The organism is Pseudomonas sp. H2_D02 (assembly GCF_054677635.1).
Genome location: NZ_CP162816.1, coordinates 2,167,731 through 2,181,814, shown reverse-complemented (window position 1 = coordinate 2,181,814; position 14,084 = coordinate 2,167,731). Strand labels below are relative to the sequence as shown.

The following is a 14,084-nucleotide window of genomic DNA, read 5'->3' as shown; positions in this document are numbered from 1 at the left end:
GTATCGCACATGGAGACGGAGCTCTTCGGACACTAGCAGCTATGGCCATTCAGGCAAATATGGCAACTTGCGTCATAGATTGTGTGAATCTTCGTGGATCGCCCTCGCCTGATCAGGCGAGACGCAACGGATGCGCTATACAATGCAGCGACGCTGCGTCTGACTTCGTGCAAAGGAAACGCCATGATCCACCAAACGTTCTGGCTGACCGCGACTGACCACAGCCGCCTGTTCGTCAATCAGTGGTTGCCCGAAGCCGCCCCGCTGGCGGTGATCATGCTGGCCCACGGCATGGCCGAACACAGCGGCCGCTATGGGCGCCTGGCCCAAGCGTTGTGCGATGAAGGCTATGGCGTCTACGCGCCGGACCTGCGCGGGCATGGCAAGACTGGCGAAGCAGCGGCACTCGGTCACTTTGCGGACGAGGACGGCTGGGCCAAGGTGGTCGGCGACCTGGCGAGCCTGAACCACCACATCGGCCAGCAACATCCAGAAACACCAATCCTGCTGCTGGGCCACAGCATGGGCAGCTATATCGCCCAGGGCTATCTGTTGCACCACAGCGCCAGCCTGCATGGCGCCCTCCTCAGCGGTTCGAATTTCCAACCCGTGGCGCTTTATCGCGCGGCGCGCCTGATCGCCCGCTTCGAGCGACGGCGCCAGGGGGCCACCGGGCGCAGCGCCCTGATCGAATGGCTGTCTTTTGGCAGTTTCAATAAAAGATTCAAACCGACGCGCACGCCCTTCGACTGGCTCAGCCGTGACCCCGCCGAAGTGGACAAGTACGTCCACGACCCGCTGTGCGGCTTTCGTTGCAGCAATCAGCTCTGGGTGGATCTGCTCGGCGGGTTGCAGCAGATCAGCAAAGCGTCCAATCTCGCGCAGATCGATCCGGGCCTGCCGCTGCTGGTGATTGGCGGCGAATGTGATCCGGTGAGTGAAGGCAAGCGTCTGAAGGATCTGGCCGATGCCTTGAGCAGCGCCGGCAATCAGCATCTGCAACTGAAGATCTACCCGCAGGCCCGGCACGAATTGTTCAATGAAACCAACCGCGATGAAGTGACTGCCGATGTGCTTGCCTGGATCGCCCAGGCCTTGAGCCACAAGCGGCCACCTCGCAGCGAATAGAACGACAGCGTTTTTCCTTTTTACCGTTACAGGAACCAGACATGACCCAGGTCACCAACATCCCTTACGAAGCCCTCGAAGTCGGCCAGACCGCCAGCTACAGCAAGACCGTCGAGGAGCGCGACATCCAGCTGTTCGCCGCGATGTCGGGCGATCACAACCCGGTGCACCTGGACGCCGAATTCGCCGCCGCCAGCATGTTCAAGGAACGCATCGCCCACGGCATGTTCAGCGGTGCGCTGATCAGCGCGGCGGTGGCGTGTGAACTGCCTGGGCCCGGCACCATCTACATCGGCCAGCAGATGAGCTTCCAGAAACCCGTGAAAATCGGCGACACCCTGACCGTCCGCCTGGAGATCCTGGAAAAGCTGCCGAAGTTCCGCGTGCGCATCGCCACCCGCGTGTTCAACCAGCGCGATGAACTGGTGGTGGACGGCGAAGCCGAAATCCTCGCGCCGCGCAAGCAGCAGACTGTGACGTTGCCGGAATTGCCGCAGATCACTGTTGGCTGACTACAGCGATCTATGGGAGTGAAATGTGGCGAGGGGATTTATCCCCGCTGGGGCGCGAAGCGCCCCCAATACCTCAAGACCACTGCGGTGTGTCAGCCTGGGCACAGGGGCTGCTGCGCAGCCCAGCGGGGCGGTGCGACGATTCGCTAAATCCCCTCGCCACAAATGACTGCAGTGTTGCGGCTATCGCTGTGCGTCCCGCACCTGCACACTCGCGGTCATCCCCGCGCTCAACGTCACCCCTTCCGGCACCTTGTCGAGCTTGATCCGCACCGGAATGCGCTGGGCCAGGCGCACCCAGTTGAAGGTCGGCTCGACTTCCGCCAGCAGCTGCGCGTCAGGGTTGGTGTTGCGGTCGGTGATGCCGCGGCTGATGCTTTCCACATGGCCTTCCAGCGCATGCCCGGCGCTCATCAACCAGACCTTGACCGGATCGCCCACGCGAATCCTCGGCAGTTTGGTTTCTTCGAAATAGGCCTGCACATAAAACGTCGAGTCATCGATCAGCGCCATGACCGGTTGCCCGGCATTCACGTAGTTGCCTTCGGCCAGGCGCAGGTTGGTGATGTGGCCGCTACGCGGAGCCAGGACCTGGCTGCGGGCCAGGTTCAGCTCGGCGACCTTCGCTTCGGCCTGGGCCTCGCGCAGTTCACCACGGGCGATACCGGCGTTGATCTGGGCGTTCTCGCGCAACTCGGCACTGATGGCCTGGGGCCCCAGGGCGGCCCGGCGACTGGCTTCGTGCTCACGCAGGCTCAACTGTTGCTGACGGGTCTGGACCACCGCCCGGGCTTTCTCCACGGCGGCCTCGAAACGCTCGCGATCGATACTCAGCAATAAATCGCCGGCCTTGACCTGCTGGTTATCCACAGCCTTGAGCTCGCGCACCCAGCCCGAGACGTCGGGGGCGATCACCACCACGTCGGCGCGGATTCGCGCATCACGGGTCCAGGGCGTGAGCATGTAGTACTGCCACAAATGAAACCCGGCGAAGATCGCCACGGCCACCACGCACAACGTGACGGCGACACGTACGGAGGTACGCATGTTCAACTCCTCATAACGGTCCGAGGACCAGGGTAATGACAGTCAGGACGCAGACATACAGGGCACAGTCGAACAAGGCTTCGTGCCAGATCCAGCGCCCGGCCGGCAGCAGGCCGAGCAACAGGCGCAGCGCACCGGTCGCCAGCAAGGCCAGCACCACGTAAATCAGGAACGGGCTGAGCAACACCCCGCCAATCGACCATTCACGCAAGCCCATGGCTAAGTTCCCCTCGTTCGGATTCGTGCTGGCGACACCAGGCGCGCCAGCTGCTCTGCAGTTGCACGACGGCGCCCTGGGCCAGTTTCAACGCATCGCTGGAAGGGTGCTGTGCCAACACCTGCAGATAGTCGTCGCTCACCCAGACCAACGCCTCGGCCTGGTCGCCGGCCGGACCGTGTTCCAAAACCTGTTCCAGCGTTTCGAAATAGCGGCGCTGGGCTGGGCTTTCGGGGATTTGGGCGACGGCCAGGCTCAATCGCAGGTGCAGTAGCTCATCGCCGATGTCCAGGCCCAGCAAACCGTCGTCCCAACGACTGCGCGCCGGCACCGGCAGTTCGGGATAGTGCCGGGCCAGTTGCAGCAACCGGTCGGCCATGCGCCCGCCAAACCAGCTTTCGGCGCCGCCCAGGTTGCGATGGGTCAGGCGCACCAGGTCATCCAGGGTCGCGGCCAGCAGCCGACGACTGTGCCAGGCCGGGTTACGCAGAATCAGGAGCTTGAAAGCCAAGACCGCCGCGCCGACGCCAATCATCATCGCCTGGGCATTGTTGAAAAAAGCCGCGACGTCGTACTTCATCGCATTGAGCGGTGACACCAACACCACGAAATGCAGGCAGAACGAAGTGGCCGTGGCAAATATCGGCGGCTTGGCCATCCCCAGCGCCCCGAGGAACAGCGGCACGCCCATGGCCATGCAGAGCATCGCGAAACTGTTCCATTGCGGCAGCAGGATTTCGCCAATCACGAACGCTGTCGGCACCGCCAGCAGAATGCCCCGCAAGAAACTCATGCCGATCTGCGCGCCGTTTTCGCGGCTGGCGAACAGGCTGCACACCACGCAAGTGAGCACCAGGGCACCGGACGCGGCAGGCCAGGCGGTTGCCAGCCAGAAACACGACACTGCCAGGAATGCGAGGGCACTGCGCGCACCAAAGACCATGGCCAGGGACAAATCGCGGTGCGGCGCCAAGGTTCGCGGCGGGTCCACCGTCGCCCTGCCCTCCTGCACCGCCGCCAGCGCAGCGCAGGCGGCCAGGGCGGTATCGAGCAGCAAGGCGAAACGAGCCAGGCAATAACTTTGCGCGGAGCTGATTAGCGGGTCGTGAGAGGCGTCCCAGACCCGCGGTCGTAACGCCTGCAATGCCGAGCTGTCCGCCTCCAGGGCTTGCTGTACCTCGTCCATCCAAGGCTGGAGCGCTTCGGCTTCCTGCGGTTCGAGCTGTTTCCACTGCCTGCGCACCGAACGGGAAATACGCAACAGCATCAACAATTTCTGGCTCAAGCCACTGATGGCCCGGGCGCGCTGGCGACCCAGGCTGCCTTCGAACCAGGCGTGTTCGCGTTGGGCGTCCACCGCGACGATCTTGCCGAGGATTTCGAGCAAACCCTTGCGCGCCTGGGCATCACCCGCCAACGTGGCGCGGGCCGCCTGCATGCCGCTCAGCCAGGCCGCACGGGCCTGGTCCGCCAGTTGTCGCTCGACCCGCAGGGGCCAGAGCAGCGCACTGGCCGCCGTGGCACAGGCGATGCCCAGGCTGATTTCGGTGCAACGCGCAACGGCTTGATCAAACACCGCAAGCGGATGGGAAATGGCCGGCAAAGCGATAATCGCCACCGTGTAGCCCGCCAGCACGAATGAATAGGACCAGGCGCTGCGCAACAGCGTCGAACACGCCGTGCACACGCCCAGCCACAGCGCCAGCGCCAGCAGGAACAACCATGGCGTCTGGGCGAACAGGCCCATGAACACCACCGACATGATGGTTCCCACCAGGGTGCCGAGCAAACGCGCCAAGCCCTTCTGCACCACCATCCCGGACAACGGCTGGGCGACGATGAATGCGGTCATCAGCGCCCAGGACGGCTGTTCCAGGCCCCAGCGCAACGCCAGCCATAGCGCCAGGCCGCCACCGAGCACGGTCTTGATGGCGAACTGCACAGCGAGGCGATCAGGGGCGAACAAGGCCTGGAGGGTAATGGGCACGCGAGAAACTCTTCTAGGGATGTTGTAACGATAGATCGCTGGGAAGGTGGCGCAATTATTAGCTAGCTATCTATTCGAGTCCAGAGTTGTTTGTCGACCCTTCATGTGAAGGCTCCCTCGCCACAAGAGTGTTCCCCGTCAGCCTGAGTCGCTCCACACAAAAAAAACGCCAGGCAAGCTGGCGTTTTTTTGGGCATCAAAGATGCGTATCAGCTGGCACGCGCCTGGTTACGCAGCGCCTTGACCTGATCGTGGTTGCGTTGCACGCCGTGGTACTGGCGCTCGACGAGATCACGAATGCCTACCAGGTTGTGCTTGTTGATTTTCTCGATGGCTTCCTTGTAAGCCTTCAGCGCATGGTCTTCGCCGCGCTCGGCTTCGTTGAGCACCGCTTCTTCGTCCTTGCCGGTGAACATCGACTTCACGTCGACCCAACGGCGGTGCAAGTCACCGGAGACGCTGGTGGAAGTTTCGGGTTCGCCACCCAGGGAACGGACCGCTGCCTGCAGTTCGGCCGCAGCGGTTGCGCAATCGGCGGAGCGCTTGACGAAAAGCGCCTTGAGCTCAGGATGCTTGATGTCTTCAGCGCAGGTCTTGAATCCTTCCTGGCCATCCTTGCTGGTCTCGATCAGGTCGTTCAAGACGGAGATGGATTCTTTGTTGATGTCAGTCATTTTTCAGTTCCTTTGCTTGGTGAATAAAAACCTGCAAGGAATATTGCATCGGCCATGCCAGCCACCAAAAACGATATAAATCCTTAATAATCAACCAGTTAAAAAACAGCGGAAAATCTGTATCCGCGTTATTTGCATGATCTGTCATTTGGCCTGCATGCAGAATGCCTGTATTTTGCCGATGGTTCCTATCAAGACAAATCGCAATGAATCCGGAAAAACTTGAGCTGCTGGTGACGCGCCAGATGCCCTTCGGCAAATACAAGGGCCGAATCCTCGCCGACTTGCCTGGTCAGTACTTGAACTGGTTCGCACGGGAGGGTTTTCCCAAGGGCGAACTGGGCGGCTTGCTGGCCTTGATGCAGGAAATCGACCACAACGGCTTGTCGGACCTGCTGGACCCGTTGCGGGCTAAACATGGCTTGCCCAAGCCTCGCCATTGACCATTGCCGCTGATTGATTGAGCCCCGCCATGCCCGAGAACACCCTGCGCGCCCACGACGAAACCTTCTGGGAAACCTTTATCGGTCGCTACGATGTCGACGCCGATGGCTTGCTCAATCTTGAAAACGGCTACTTCGGCCGAATGTCGCGCACCGTGGTCGAGGAATACCAGCGCAACATCGAACTCATCAACCGCAGCAACTCGGTGTACGTGCGCCAGCACTTCGACCGGGAACACGGCGAAGCCATTCGCCGCCAGGTGGCGCAACTGATCCGCGCCCCCGCGTCCACCGTGGCACTGGCTAACAGTGCGGTGGATGCCCTGCAGACGCTCATTCGCAACTACAACGGGCTCAAGCCCGGCGACAAGGTGCTGATCAGCGACGTCGAATACACCTCGGTCAAGAGCGCGATGCGCTGGCTGGCTCGCCAGCGCGGCGCGGAAGTCGTTGAGCTGGTCCTTCCCTACCCCGCCAGTTTCGACAACTTGGTGAGCACCTATCGAGAAGCCTTCATTCGCTACCCGCGCCTGAAGGTGATGGCGCTGACCTACGTCAATCACCTGACCGGCCTGGTGATGCCGGTCCAGGCGATTGCCGAGGCGGCGCGGGAATTCGAGGTCGACATCATTCTCGACGGTGCCCACGCCTTGGGGCAGATCGATTTCGACCTGAAGAAACTCGGCATCCCGTTCGCCGGGTTCAATCTGCAAAAATGGATTGGCGGCCCCTTGGCCCTGGGCTTTCTCTACATCGCGCCACAACGGCTGGCCGACATCGACCCGGACATGGACGAAGCCAACTACCCTGCCACCGACATACGCTCACGCACGCCCCACAGCACGCCCAATATCCCCGCGTTGCTGACGCTGCCCCTGGTGTTCGAAGAGCACCGTGCCCTGGGCGGTGCATCAGCCAAAGGCGCGCGGCTCTGTTACCTGCGCGACATGTGGGTGAGCGCCGTTCGTGACGTTCCGGGTATTGAAGTCATGACCCCGGATGACCGGCGGCTGTATTGCGGTATCACGTCCATGCGATTCACCGCACAGCCGGACCAGCAGGCGATGGCCGCCCGACTGCTCAAGGACCATGGGATTTTCACCGTGGTGCGCGAAACCAGCGTTGGACCGTGTATTCGCATCACGCCGGGATTGATTACGTTGGCGCGGGATATCGAGCGACTCACTGCGGCGCTGATTAACCTGAGCAGTACATAACCCGTGGCGAGGGAGCTTGCTCCCTCGCCACGGGGATCTGCAGCGAAATAATGGGCAAAAAAAACGGCGCGCCGACCAAGCGCACCGTAAAGCCGTAGAACACACAACGAAGTTCGGTAAGACAATCAGTCCAGCAACGCCAGTGCCTCGGCGGTGCATTCCTGGATACGGGCCCAGTCGCCGTTCTTGATCCACTCCGGATCGAGCATCCAGCTGCCGCCCACGCACATCACGTTTTTCAACGCCATGTAGCTCTTGATATTCGCCGGGCTGACGCCGCCGGTCGGGCAGAATTTCACTTCGCCGAACGGTCCGCCCAAGGCCTTGATCGCCGCCACGCCACCGCTGACTTCCGCCGGGAACAACTTGAAGCGGCGATAGCCCAGGCCATAACCTTCCATGATGCCCGAGGCATTGCTGATCCCCGGCAGCAACGGGATCGGGCTCTGGACGCTAGCCTCCAGCAGATCGCGAGTGATGCCTGGGGTAACGATGAACTGCGAACCGGCTGCCTCGGCGGCGGCCAGCATGTGGCGATCAAGCACCGTGCCAGCACCGGTCACCAGTTCCGGACGCTGTTCACGCAGCACCTGGATGGCCTTGAGGCCGAACTGCGAGCGCAAGGTCACTTCCAACGCCGTCAGACCGCCCGCCGCCAGGGCATCGGCCAGTGGCAGGATGTCCTGTTCACGGGCAATGGTGATCACCGGCAGGATCCGCGCCTTGGCGCAGAGGCTGTCGATCAGGGCAACTTTGTCCGCCATGGAAACGGTCGGGGATGGGTTTGTCATAGCGGCTGATCCTTGGTTCATGGGCACCAGTAAATCTCTAACGTAGGTTGCAGAAACGCGCGGATCGGCATTTCGGCGACATCGTCACCGGCCACCGCAGCGTTCAGGGTGGTCAATTTCGACTGACCGGAAATCGACAGCACTTTGTGTCGAGCCGAGGCCAGCAAGACGCGGCTCATGGTCAGGCGCTGGTGCGGCACGGTTGGCGCCAGCATCGGCCAGCAACGGCGCGCGCCCTCCTTGTCCAGGGCCTCGGCCAGGTTCGGACTGCCGGGAAACAGCGACGCGGTATGCCCGTCATCGCCCATGCCCAGGACCAGCACATCGATCGGCGGCAGCTCGGCCAGCAGCCGGTCCGCCTGTTCGGCGGCGGCTTCCAGGTTGGCGCTGGCGCTGTAGAGGCTCAGGAACTGGGCCTTCGCCGCAGCCCCTTGGAGCAGATAACGCTTGAGCAGGCCGGCATTGCTGTCGGCATGTTCAACCGGCACCCAGCGCTCATCGGCCAGGCTCACCACCACTTTCGACCAGTCCAGCGCCTGCTTGGCCAGGTTCTGGAAAAACGCTACAGGGCTGCGACCACCGGAAACCACCAGGGTCGCCGCGCCCTTGGCATCGATCACGGTGCGCAGTTGCTCGGCCACGTTCAGCGCCAGTTTTTCCGCCAGCGCCACCGGGCTCTTGAATGCCAGGGCTGTGACGCCCTGGGGCAGTTGCAATTCAGATATCGCCATACCATGACCTCCCATCCCGCGTGATCAGTGCAATGGAGCTCATCGGCCCCCAGGACCCAGCGGCATAAGGCTTGGGCGCATCACCGGACTTCTTCCAGCCGGCGATCAACTGGTCACACCACGTCCACGCGGCTTCGATTTCATCTTTACGGACAAACAGGTTCTGATTGCCGTTCATGACTTCCAGCAACAACCGCTCGTAGGCATCGGGAATCCGCGCGCTGCGATAGGTGTCGGAGAAGTTGAGTTGCAGCGGACCGCTGCGCAATTGCATGCCCTTGTCCAGGCCTTGCTCCTTGGTCATCACCCGCAAGGAAATCCCTTCGTCCGGTTGCAGGCGGATGATCAGTTTGTTGCTGATCTGCAAGCGCTGCTCGGGGGCGAAGATGTAGTGGGACGGTTCCTTGAAGTGAATCACGATCTGCGACAGCTTTTGCGGCATGCGCTTGCCGGTGCGCAGGTAGAACGGAACACCGGCCCAGCGCCAGTTGCGAATGTCGGCGCGCAGCGCAACAAAGGTCTCGGTGTCGCTCTGGGTATTGGAATTGGGCTCTTCCAGGTAGCCCGGAACCGCCTTGCCTTCGCTGTGGCCGGCGATGTATTGGCCGCGCACCACCTGGGTGGTCAGGCCTTCCGGGCTGATCGGCGCCAGGGCCTTGAGCACCTTGACCTTCTCGTCACGGATGCTGTCGGCGGACAGGTCGGCCGGCGGGTCCATGGCAATCAGGCAAAGCAGTTGCAGCAAGTGGTTCTGGATCATGTCCCGCAACTGGCCGGCCTTGTCGAAATAGCCCCAGCGGCCTTCGATACCGACCTTCTCGGCCACGGTGATTTCCACGTGGGAAATGTAGTTCTGGTTCCACTGGGTTTCGAACAGGCTGTTGGCGAAGCGCAGCGCGATCAGGTTCTGCACCGTCTCCTTGCCCAGGTAATGGTCGATACGGTAGGTGCGGTTTTCCGGGAAGAACTGCGCCACGGCATCGTTGACCTTGCGCGAGGATTCCAGGTCCGAGCCGATGGGTTTTTCCAGCACGACACGGGTGTTTTCGCTCAAGCCGACTTTCGCCAGGTTTTCGCAGATCGCGCCGTAGACGGCGGCCGGCGTGGCGAAATAGGCAATGACCTGTTGCTGGGTCGAACCGGCCTGCTCGGCGAGGGCGACGTAATCCTCAGCCTTGAGGAAATCCACGTGCAGGTAGGTCAGACGCGCCAGGAAACGCTCGATCACGGTTTCGTCGAGGTCTTTATCACCCACATAACGGCGCAGCTCAGTGGTGATGAACGCCAGGTGCTGCTGTTCGCTGCCGGGTTCGCGGGCCAACGCCAGGATCCGCGTGTCCTCGTGCAACAGGCCGGCGCCATCGAGCTGATAAAGGGCAGGAAACAGCTTGCGCAACGCCAGGTCGCCCAACGCGCCGAACAAGGCAAAGGTGCACGGTTCAACCGTAATCGAATGCATGATGTTTGTTCTTTTATCAAGTTAAGCTACAAATACCTTTTTTCAAGGTATCACTCAAGGAAAAATGTAGTAATAACCACAACATTTTTCGAAAATACCGATTCCGAGTGGTGGTCCGTCGGAGCCATCAGTAGGATAGGCCACCGCAAAGGGTCGTATCAAAGACCCGCCTCTCTAGGAATCTTGTATGGACCGCGTGCGAAATCTACTGGAGCAGATCCAGAGTCGCCTGGAAGACCTGAACAAGGCCGAACGCAAGGTGGCCGAAGTGATCCTGCTCAACCCACAGCAGGCAACCCGTTTCAGCATCGCCGCCCTCGCCCAGGCCGCGTCGGTCAGCGAACCGACCGTCAACCGCTTCTGCCGCTCGTTCGGTGTCAGCGGCTACCCGGAGCTCAAGCTGCAACTGGCCCAAAGCCTGGCCAGCGGCGCGGCTTATGTCAGCCGCGCGGTAGAGGCCGACGACAACCCGGAAGCCTACACGCAGAAAATCTTTGGCAGTGCCATTGCGTCATTGGACAGTGCCTGCCAGGCCCTTGATCCAAATTTGATCAGTCGCGCCGTGGATTTGCTGATCCAGGCCCGGCAGATCCACTTCTTCGGCCTCGGCGCCTCGGCCCCCGTGGCCCTGGATGCCCAGCATAAATTTTTCCGCTTCAACCTGGCGGTGACCGCCCACGCCGACGTGCTGATGCAACGCATGATCGCCTCGGTGGCCCATACCGGTGAGTTGTTCGTGATCATTTCCTACACCGGGCGTACCCGCGAATTGGTGGAAGTGGCGCGCATCGCCCGGGAGAACGGCGCATCGGTGCTCGGCCTGACCGCCGAAGGCTCGCCGCTCGCCAAGGCCAGCACCTTGAGCCTGAACATTCCGCTGCCAGAAGACACGGACATCTACATGCCGATGACGTCGCGGATCATCCAGCTCACCGTGCTGGACGTGCTCGCCACCGGCATGACCTTGCGCCGAGGCGTGGACTTCCAGCCGCACCTGCGCAAGATCAAGGAAAGCCTGAATGCCAGCCGGTATCCGGTTGGGGATGAGTTCAACTGATGTCATTCAGAATCTTCGGCGCCTGACGATCCGTCTTCGCGAGCAGGCTCGCTCCCACAAGGTTTCGTGAACGCCATAGAACCAGTGTGGGAGCGAGCTTGCTCCGGGCGGCGATCCGACGATGATGGCAGCTGCCACACCAAAGATTCTGGACTAAGCCCCCGCCCGCGCCTGCAAACTCAAATGCGCCCGCTCCCCCGGCGCCAGGCACACACTGTCGGTGCCGCCGCTGGCCGCTTCGACGCAGACGAATTCGTTGACCTCATCCCAACTCACCCCCAGCAACGGCCGTGCGCCCGGATGCCAGACCACGGTGTCGGCACTGTCACCGGTGTCGATGCACAGTTCGCGTTGCCAGGCGTGATCCTTGAGCTGCAATTCCCCTTCGTGCTGGAACACCCGCTGGCAGCCACCGTCCACCCGCAACTCGCCTTGCTGCCGGCAAACCTCGCGGTTCAATTGGTCATAACCCTGTGCACCTTCGAGCCCAGACAGCGCTACCTCACCGACGTCGCCAATACGCCAATAGGCGTGCAACGCCTGGCTCAACTGGCAAGGCAAGCTGTCTTGATGCTCGGTGCTCAAGCGCAGCTCCATGCGTTCGCCCAGGTCGGCATGCAGGTCCACTTGCCAGTCGCACAATTGCAATTGCCAGTGCAAATGCACGCCGTCGTCATCGCTGCGGCTGTCGAGCAGTTTCCAATTGATCAAACGCGCCCAGCCATGGGACGGCCAGGCATTTTCGCTCGGATGGCGGCCGTACCACGGCCAGCACACCGGAACGCCGCCGCGTATTGCACCGACCTGCGGCCACTTCGCCGCGCACCACAACCAGGGTTTCTGGCCGCGCGGCTGGAAGTGCAGCAACTGCGCACCCTGGCGACTGAAAACCGCCTGGCACAGGGGATGATCGATGACCAACACATCACGCTGCTGATAGCGCTCCCACGCAAACACCGGACGCTCGCGCAAGGATCTGAAAAAGCGTTGCAGGGGATGCTCATGCATGGGCTGTGGTCCTGGAAATCATTGAGTTGCTCATCTGCTTTTGTGGCGAGGGAGCTTGCTCCCGCTCGGCTGCGAAGCAGTCGTTAAGGAAGCAGATTCCGTCTGGCTGAAGCACCGAGTTGAATGGCTCAGGGGTCGCTTCGCAACCCAGCGGGAGCAAGCTCCCTCGCCACAGGTTCCGCGCCCAACCAAACGATCAATGCTTCACAAAAAAAAGCGGACAGCCTTGGCCGTCCGCAAATATGCGCACATAGAGAGGAGCTTATCGCAACAGCGTTAGAACACCGACTGAATTTTCAGGCCGGCTACCAAGGCGTTATCGACCTCGTCAACACCGCCCGGGTGGGTGATGTATTGCAGGTTCGGACGCACGGTCAGCCAGTTGGTCACGTGCACGCCATAGTTGAGTTCGTAGTTGTACTCAGTGCTACGCAGTGGCGCGAACAGTGGATCGTTGTAGTCAGTGACGCCGTTGGCGGCATTGGTCAGCTCGGCGTTTCTCTTCACGTCTTCGTTGACATGGATACGGGAGAAACCGATCCCGATGTCATCCTTCGGACGGGCGTCGAACGGCCCTTTGTACACGAACATCAACGACTGGTAGTTGTCGACGACGTTGGTGTCCTTGTCGTGGAAGGTCGCGTTGGCCGCGATGTTCAGGCCGCGGGAAGCGTCGCCGTTGTGAGTGGTGAGCTGTTGCTGCGCCACGAACCAGTAGCCGTGCTTGCTGTCGTGACTGCGGTAGGCGTTGCCGGTGGTGGCGGCATCGTTGCCGTCTTCGTCTTCACGGACGTCGTTGGCGTCAGCCGTGCTCTTGTAGTAACCGACGCGGTATTCGCCCGGCAGGTTGTTGACCTTCGGCGACCAGACCAGTTCGACAGGAATGACGGTACCTTTGGTGCCGCTGCCGCTGAGCTTGAAGCCGTTGCCGTGCTCCAACTGCGATGGGTTCTGGTTGTACGCACCGATTTGCGCGTAGAACTCAGGCGTGATGTTGTACTTCACGCGGATCGCGGCCTGGCTGACTGGCCAGTTGTACCAGATACCGGTCGCCCAGTTACCCACCTGGGAGCCACAGAACGCCAGGTTCTGGAATTCGCAAGGGAAGGTGTTGAAGTCTTCGCCTTCGCCGAAGTAACCGGCCTTGACGTCCAGCTTGCCGTCGAGGAACTGGTGCTTGATCCACAATTGGGTCAGACGAACCATGTGGCCACGGCCGTAGACTTCTTGGGAAGAACTCAGGGTACCCGCGCGCGGGTCGCCGACACGGTCGTTGGAGATGTTCTGACCGTTACGGTTGGTCAGCTGGATCTTGGCCTGGGTGTTATCCCAGCCCCACAGCTTTTCCAGGTCCAGCGCCACGCCCAGACCGAACTGGTCGGCGTAACGCGCGGTCTTGTCGTTGTTGTAGCCACCGTGCAGGTTGCCGCCCACCTCGCCGACGTAGTCGGCCTTGATGTCGATACCCTGCTCGATCAGTTTGGTCCGTTCACCGCCCCAGTCGCCCGTCATCCACTGCGAATCGGCGCTGAACGCGTCGGCAGCGTGTGCGCTACCGGCCAGCATCATCGCCGCAACGGCTGACAACTGGCAGATAAGCTGGGCATTGTTTTTCTTCTTCATCCCTACATCCTCGTCTTTATTGTTATTAACTGTTTTTATCTAACGCGGTTTACAACGATTGCGATGGATGGTCCCCCACTCACCGCATACTCCTTTTCCTGTGGAAGCGAGCGTGCTCGCGATAGCGGTGTGTCATTCACTTCAGCCGCAACTGATGTACCGCCATCGCGAGCAAGCTCGCTCCCACATA

General features: G+C 61.1%; 14 protein-coding genes. 5 read left to right on the top strand and 9 right to left on the bottom strand.

Annotated elements, in window-relative coordinates; all coding sequences use genetic code 11:
- Positions 1 to 183 precede the first annotated feature (183 nt).
- Both AB4N42_RS10135 and AB4N42_RS10130 read left to right on the top strand, forming a co-directional pair.
- Positions 184 to 1,128 (top strand): alpha/beta hydrolase, encoded by a 945-nt coding sequence (locus tag AB4N42_RS10135; RefSeq protein ID WP_030139344.1) that lies wholly within the window; start codon positions 184 to 186, stop codon positions 1,126 to 1,128.
- A gap of 41 nt (positions 1,129 to 1,169) precedes the next feature.
- Positions 1,170 to 1,640, top strand: coding sequence for a MaoC family dehydratase (locus AB4N42_RS10130; RefSeq protein WP_217860184.1), 471 nt, complete (start codon positions 1,170 to 1,172; stop codon positions 1,638 to 1,640).
- A 183-nt stretch (positions 1,641 to 1,823) separates the two neighbouring features.
- On the opposite strand, the gene AB4N42_RS10125 is transcribed toward AB4N42_RS10130, so the two are convergent.
- The 4 genes from AB4N42_RS10125 to AB4N42_RS10110 all read right to left on the bottom strand — a co-directional run bounded on the left by AB4N42_RS10125 (position 1,824) and on the right by AB4N42_RS10110 (position 5,565).
- Entirely contained in the window at positions 1,824 to 2,687 is an 864-nt protein-coding gene (locus AB4N42_RS10125; RefSeq protein ID WP_258648160.1) for an efflux RND transporter periplasmic adaptor subunit, read from the bottom strand.
- Positions 2,688 to 2,697: 10 nt separating this feature from the next.
- The gene (locus AB4N42_RS10120; RefSeq protein WP_030139347.1) at positions 2,698 to 2,904 is read right to left on the bottom strand and encodes a DUF1656 domain-containing protein; all 207 of its coding nucleotides are present in this window, start codon (positions 2,902 to 2,904) and stop codon (positions 2,698 to 2,700) included.
- A complete protein-coding gene (locus AB4N42_RS10115; protein WP_030139348.1) occupies positions 2,891 to 4,891 on the bottom strand; it encodes an FUSC family protein in 2,001 nt (666 codons plus the stop codon). Before AB4N42_RS10115 ends, AB4N42_RS10120 begins: the two co-directional genes overlap by 14 nt.
- A gap of 209 nt (positions 4,892 to 5,100) precedes the next feature.
- Positions 5,101 to 5,565, bottom strand: coding sequence for a PA2169 family four-helix-bundle protein (locus tag AB4N42_RS10110; RefSeq protein WP_217860187.1), 465 nt, complete (start codon positions 5,563 to 5,565; stop codon positions 5,101 to 5,103).
- Between the two features lie 206 nt (positions 5,566 to 5,771).
- Between AB4N42_RS10110 and AB4N42_RS10105 the strand changes: the two genes are divergently transcribed.
- Together AB4N42_RS10105 and AB4N42_RS10100 are read left to right on the top strand one after the other, a co-directional pair.
- Entirely contained in the window at positions 5,772 to 6,008 is a 237-nt protein-coding gene (locus tag AB4N42_RS10105; protein ID WP_053119117.1) for a DUF3820 family protein, read from the top strand.
- A gap of 29 nt (positions 6,009 to 6,037) precedes the next feature.
- A complete protein-coding gene (locus tag AB4N42_RS10100) occupies positions 6,038 to 7,225 on the top strand; it encodes an aminotransferase class V-fold PLP-dependent enzyme (RefSeq protein WP_030139351.1) in 1,188 nt (395 codons plus the stop codon).
- A 125-nt stretch (positions 7,226 to 7,350) separates the two neighbouring features.
- Here AB4N42_RS10100 and AB4N42_RS10095 read toward each other — a convergent pair whose 3' ends face one another.
- Genes AB4N42_RS10095 through zwf form a run of 3 tightly spaced genes read right to left on the bottom strand, consistent with a single transcriptional unit; the run spans position 7,351 to position 10,206 of the window.
- The gene (locus AB4N42_RS10095; protein WP_030139352.1) at positions 7,351 to 8,016 is read right to left on the bottom strand and encodes a bifunctional 4-hydroxy-2-oxoglutarate aldolase/2-dehydro-3-deoxy-phosphogluconate aldolase; all 666 of its coding nucleotides are present in this window, start codon (positions 8,014 to 8,016) and stop codon (positions 7,351 to 7,353) included.
- A 17-nt stretch (positions 8,017 to 8,033) separates the two neighbouring features.
- A complete protein-coding gene (gene pgl, locus AB4N42_RS10090) occupies positions 8,034 to 8,747 on the bottom strand; it encodes a 6-phosphogluconolactonase (protein ID WP_460116140.1) in 714 nt (237 codons plus the stop codon).
- Positions 8,734 to 10,206, bottom strand: coding sequence for a glucose-6-phosphate dehydrogenase (gene zwf / locus AB4N42_RS10085; RefSeq protein ID WP_030139354.1), 1,473 nt, complete (start codon positions 10,204 to 10,206; stop codon positions 8,734 to 8,736). Before zwf ends, pgl begins: the two co-directional genes overlap by 14 nt.
- Before the next feature lie 196 nt (positions 10,207 to 10,402).
- Here zwf and AB4N42_RS10080 point away from each other — a divergent pair, with 196 nt between their 5' ends.
- Complete coding sequence (locus AB4N42_RS10080; protein WP_181289374.1) at positions 10,403 to 11,263, top strand: MurR/RpiR family transcriptional regulator; 861 nt, start codon at positions 10,403 to 10,405, stop codon at positions 11,261 to 11,263.
- 153 nt (positions 11,264 to 11,416) lie between these two features.
- On the opposite strand, the gene AB4N42_RS10075 is transcribed toward AB4N42_RS10080, so the two are convergent.
- Both AB4N42_RS10075 and AB4N42_RS10070 read right to left on the bottom strand, forming a co-directional pair.
- A complete protein-coding gene (locus AB4N42_RS10075; protein ID WP_030139356.1) occupies positions 11,417 to 12,271 on the bottom strand; it encodes a D-hexose-6-phosphate mutarotase in 855 nt (284 codons plus the stop codon).
- Positions 12,272 to 12,547: 276 nt separating this feature from the next.
- Positions 12,548 to 13,894, bottom strand: coding sequence for a carbohydrate porin (locus AB4N42_RS10070; RefSeq protein WP_030139357.1), 1,347 nt, complete (start codon positions 13,892 to 13,894; stop codon positions 12,548 to 12,550).
- Positions 13,895 to 14,084: the final 190 nt, after the last annotated feature.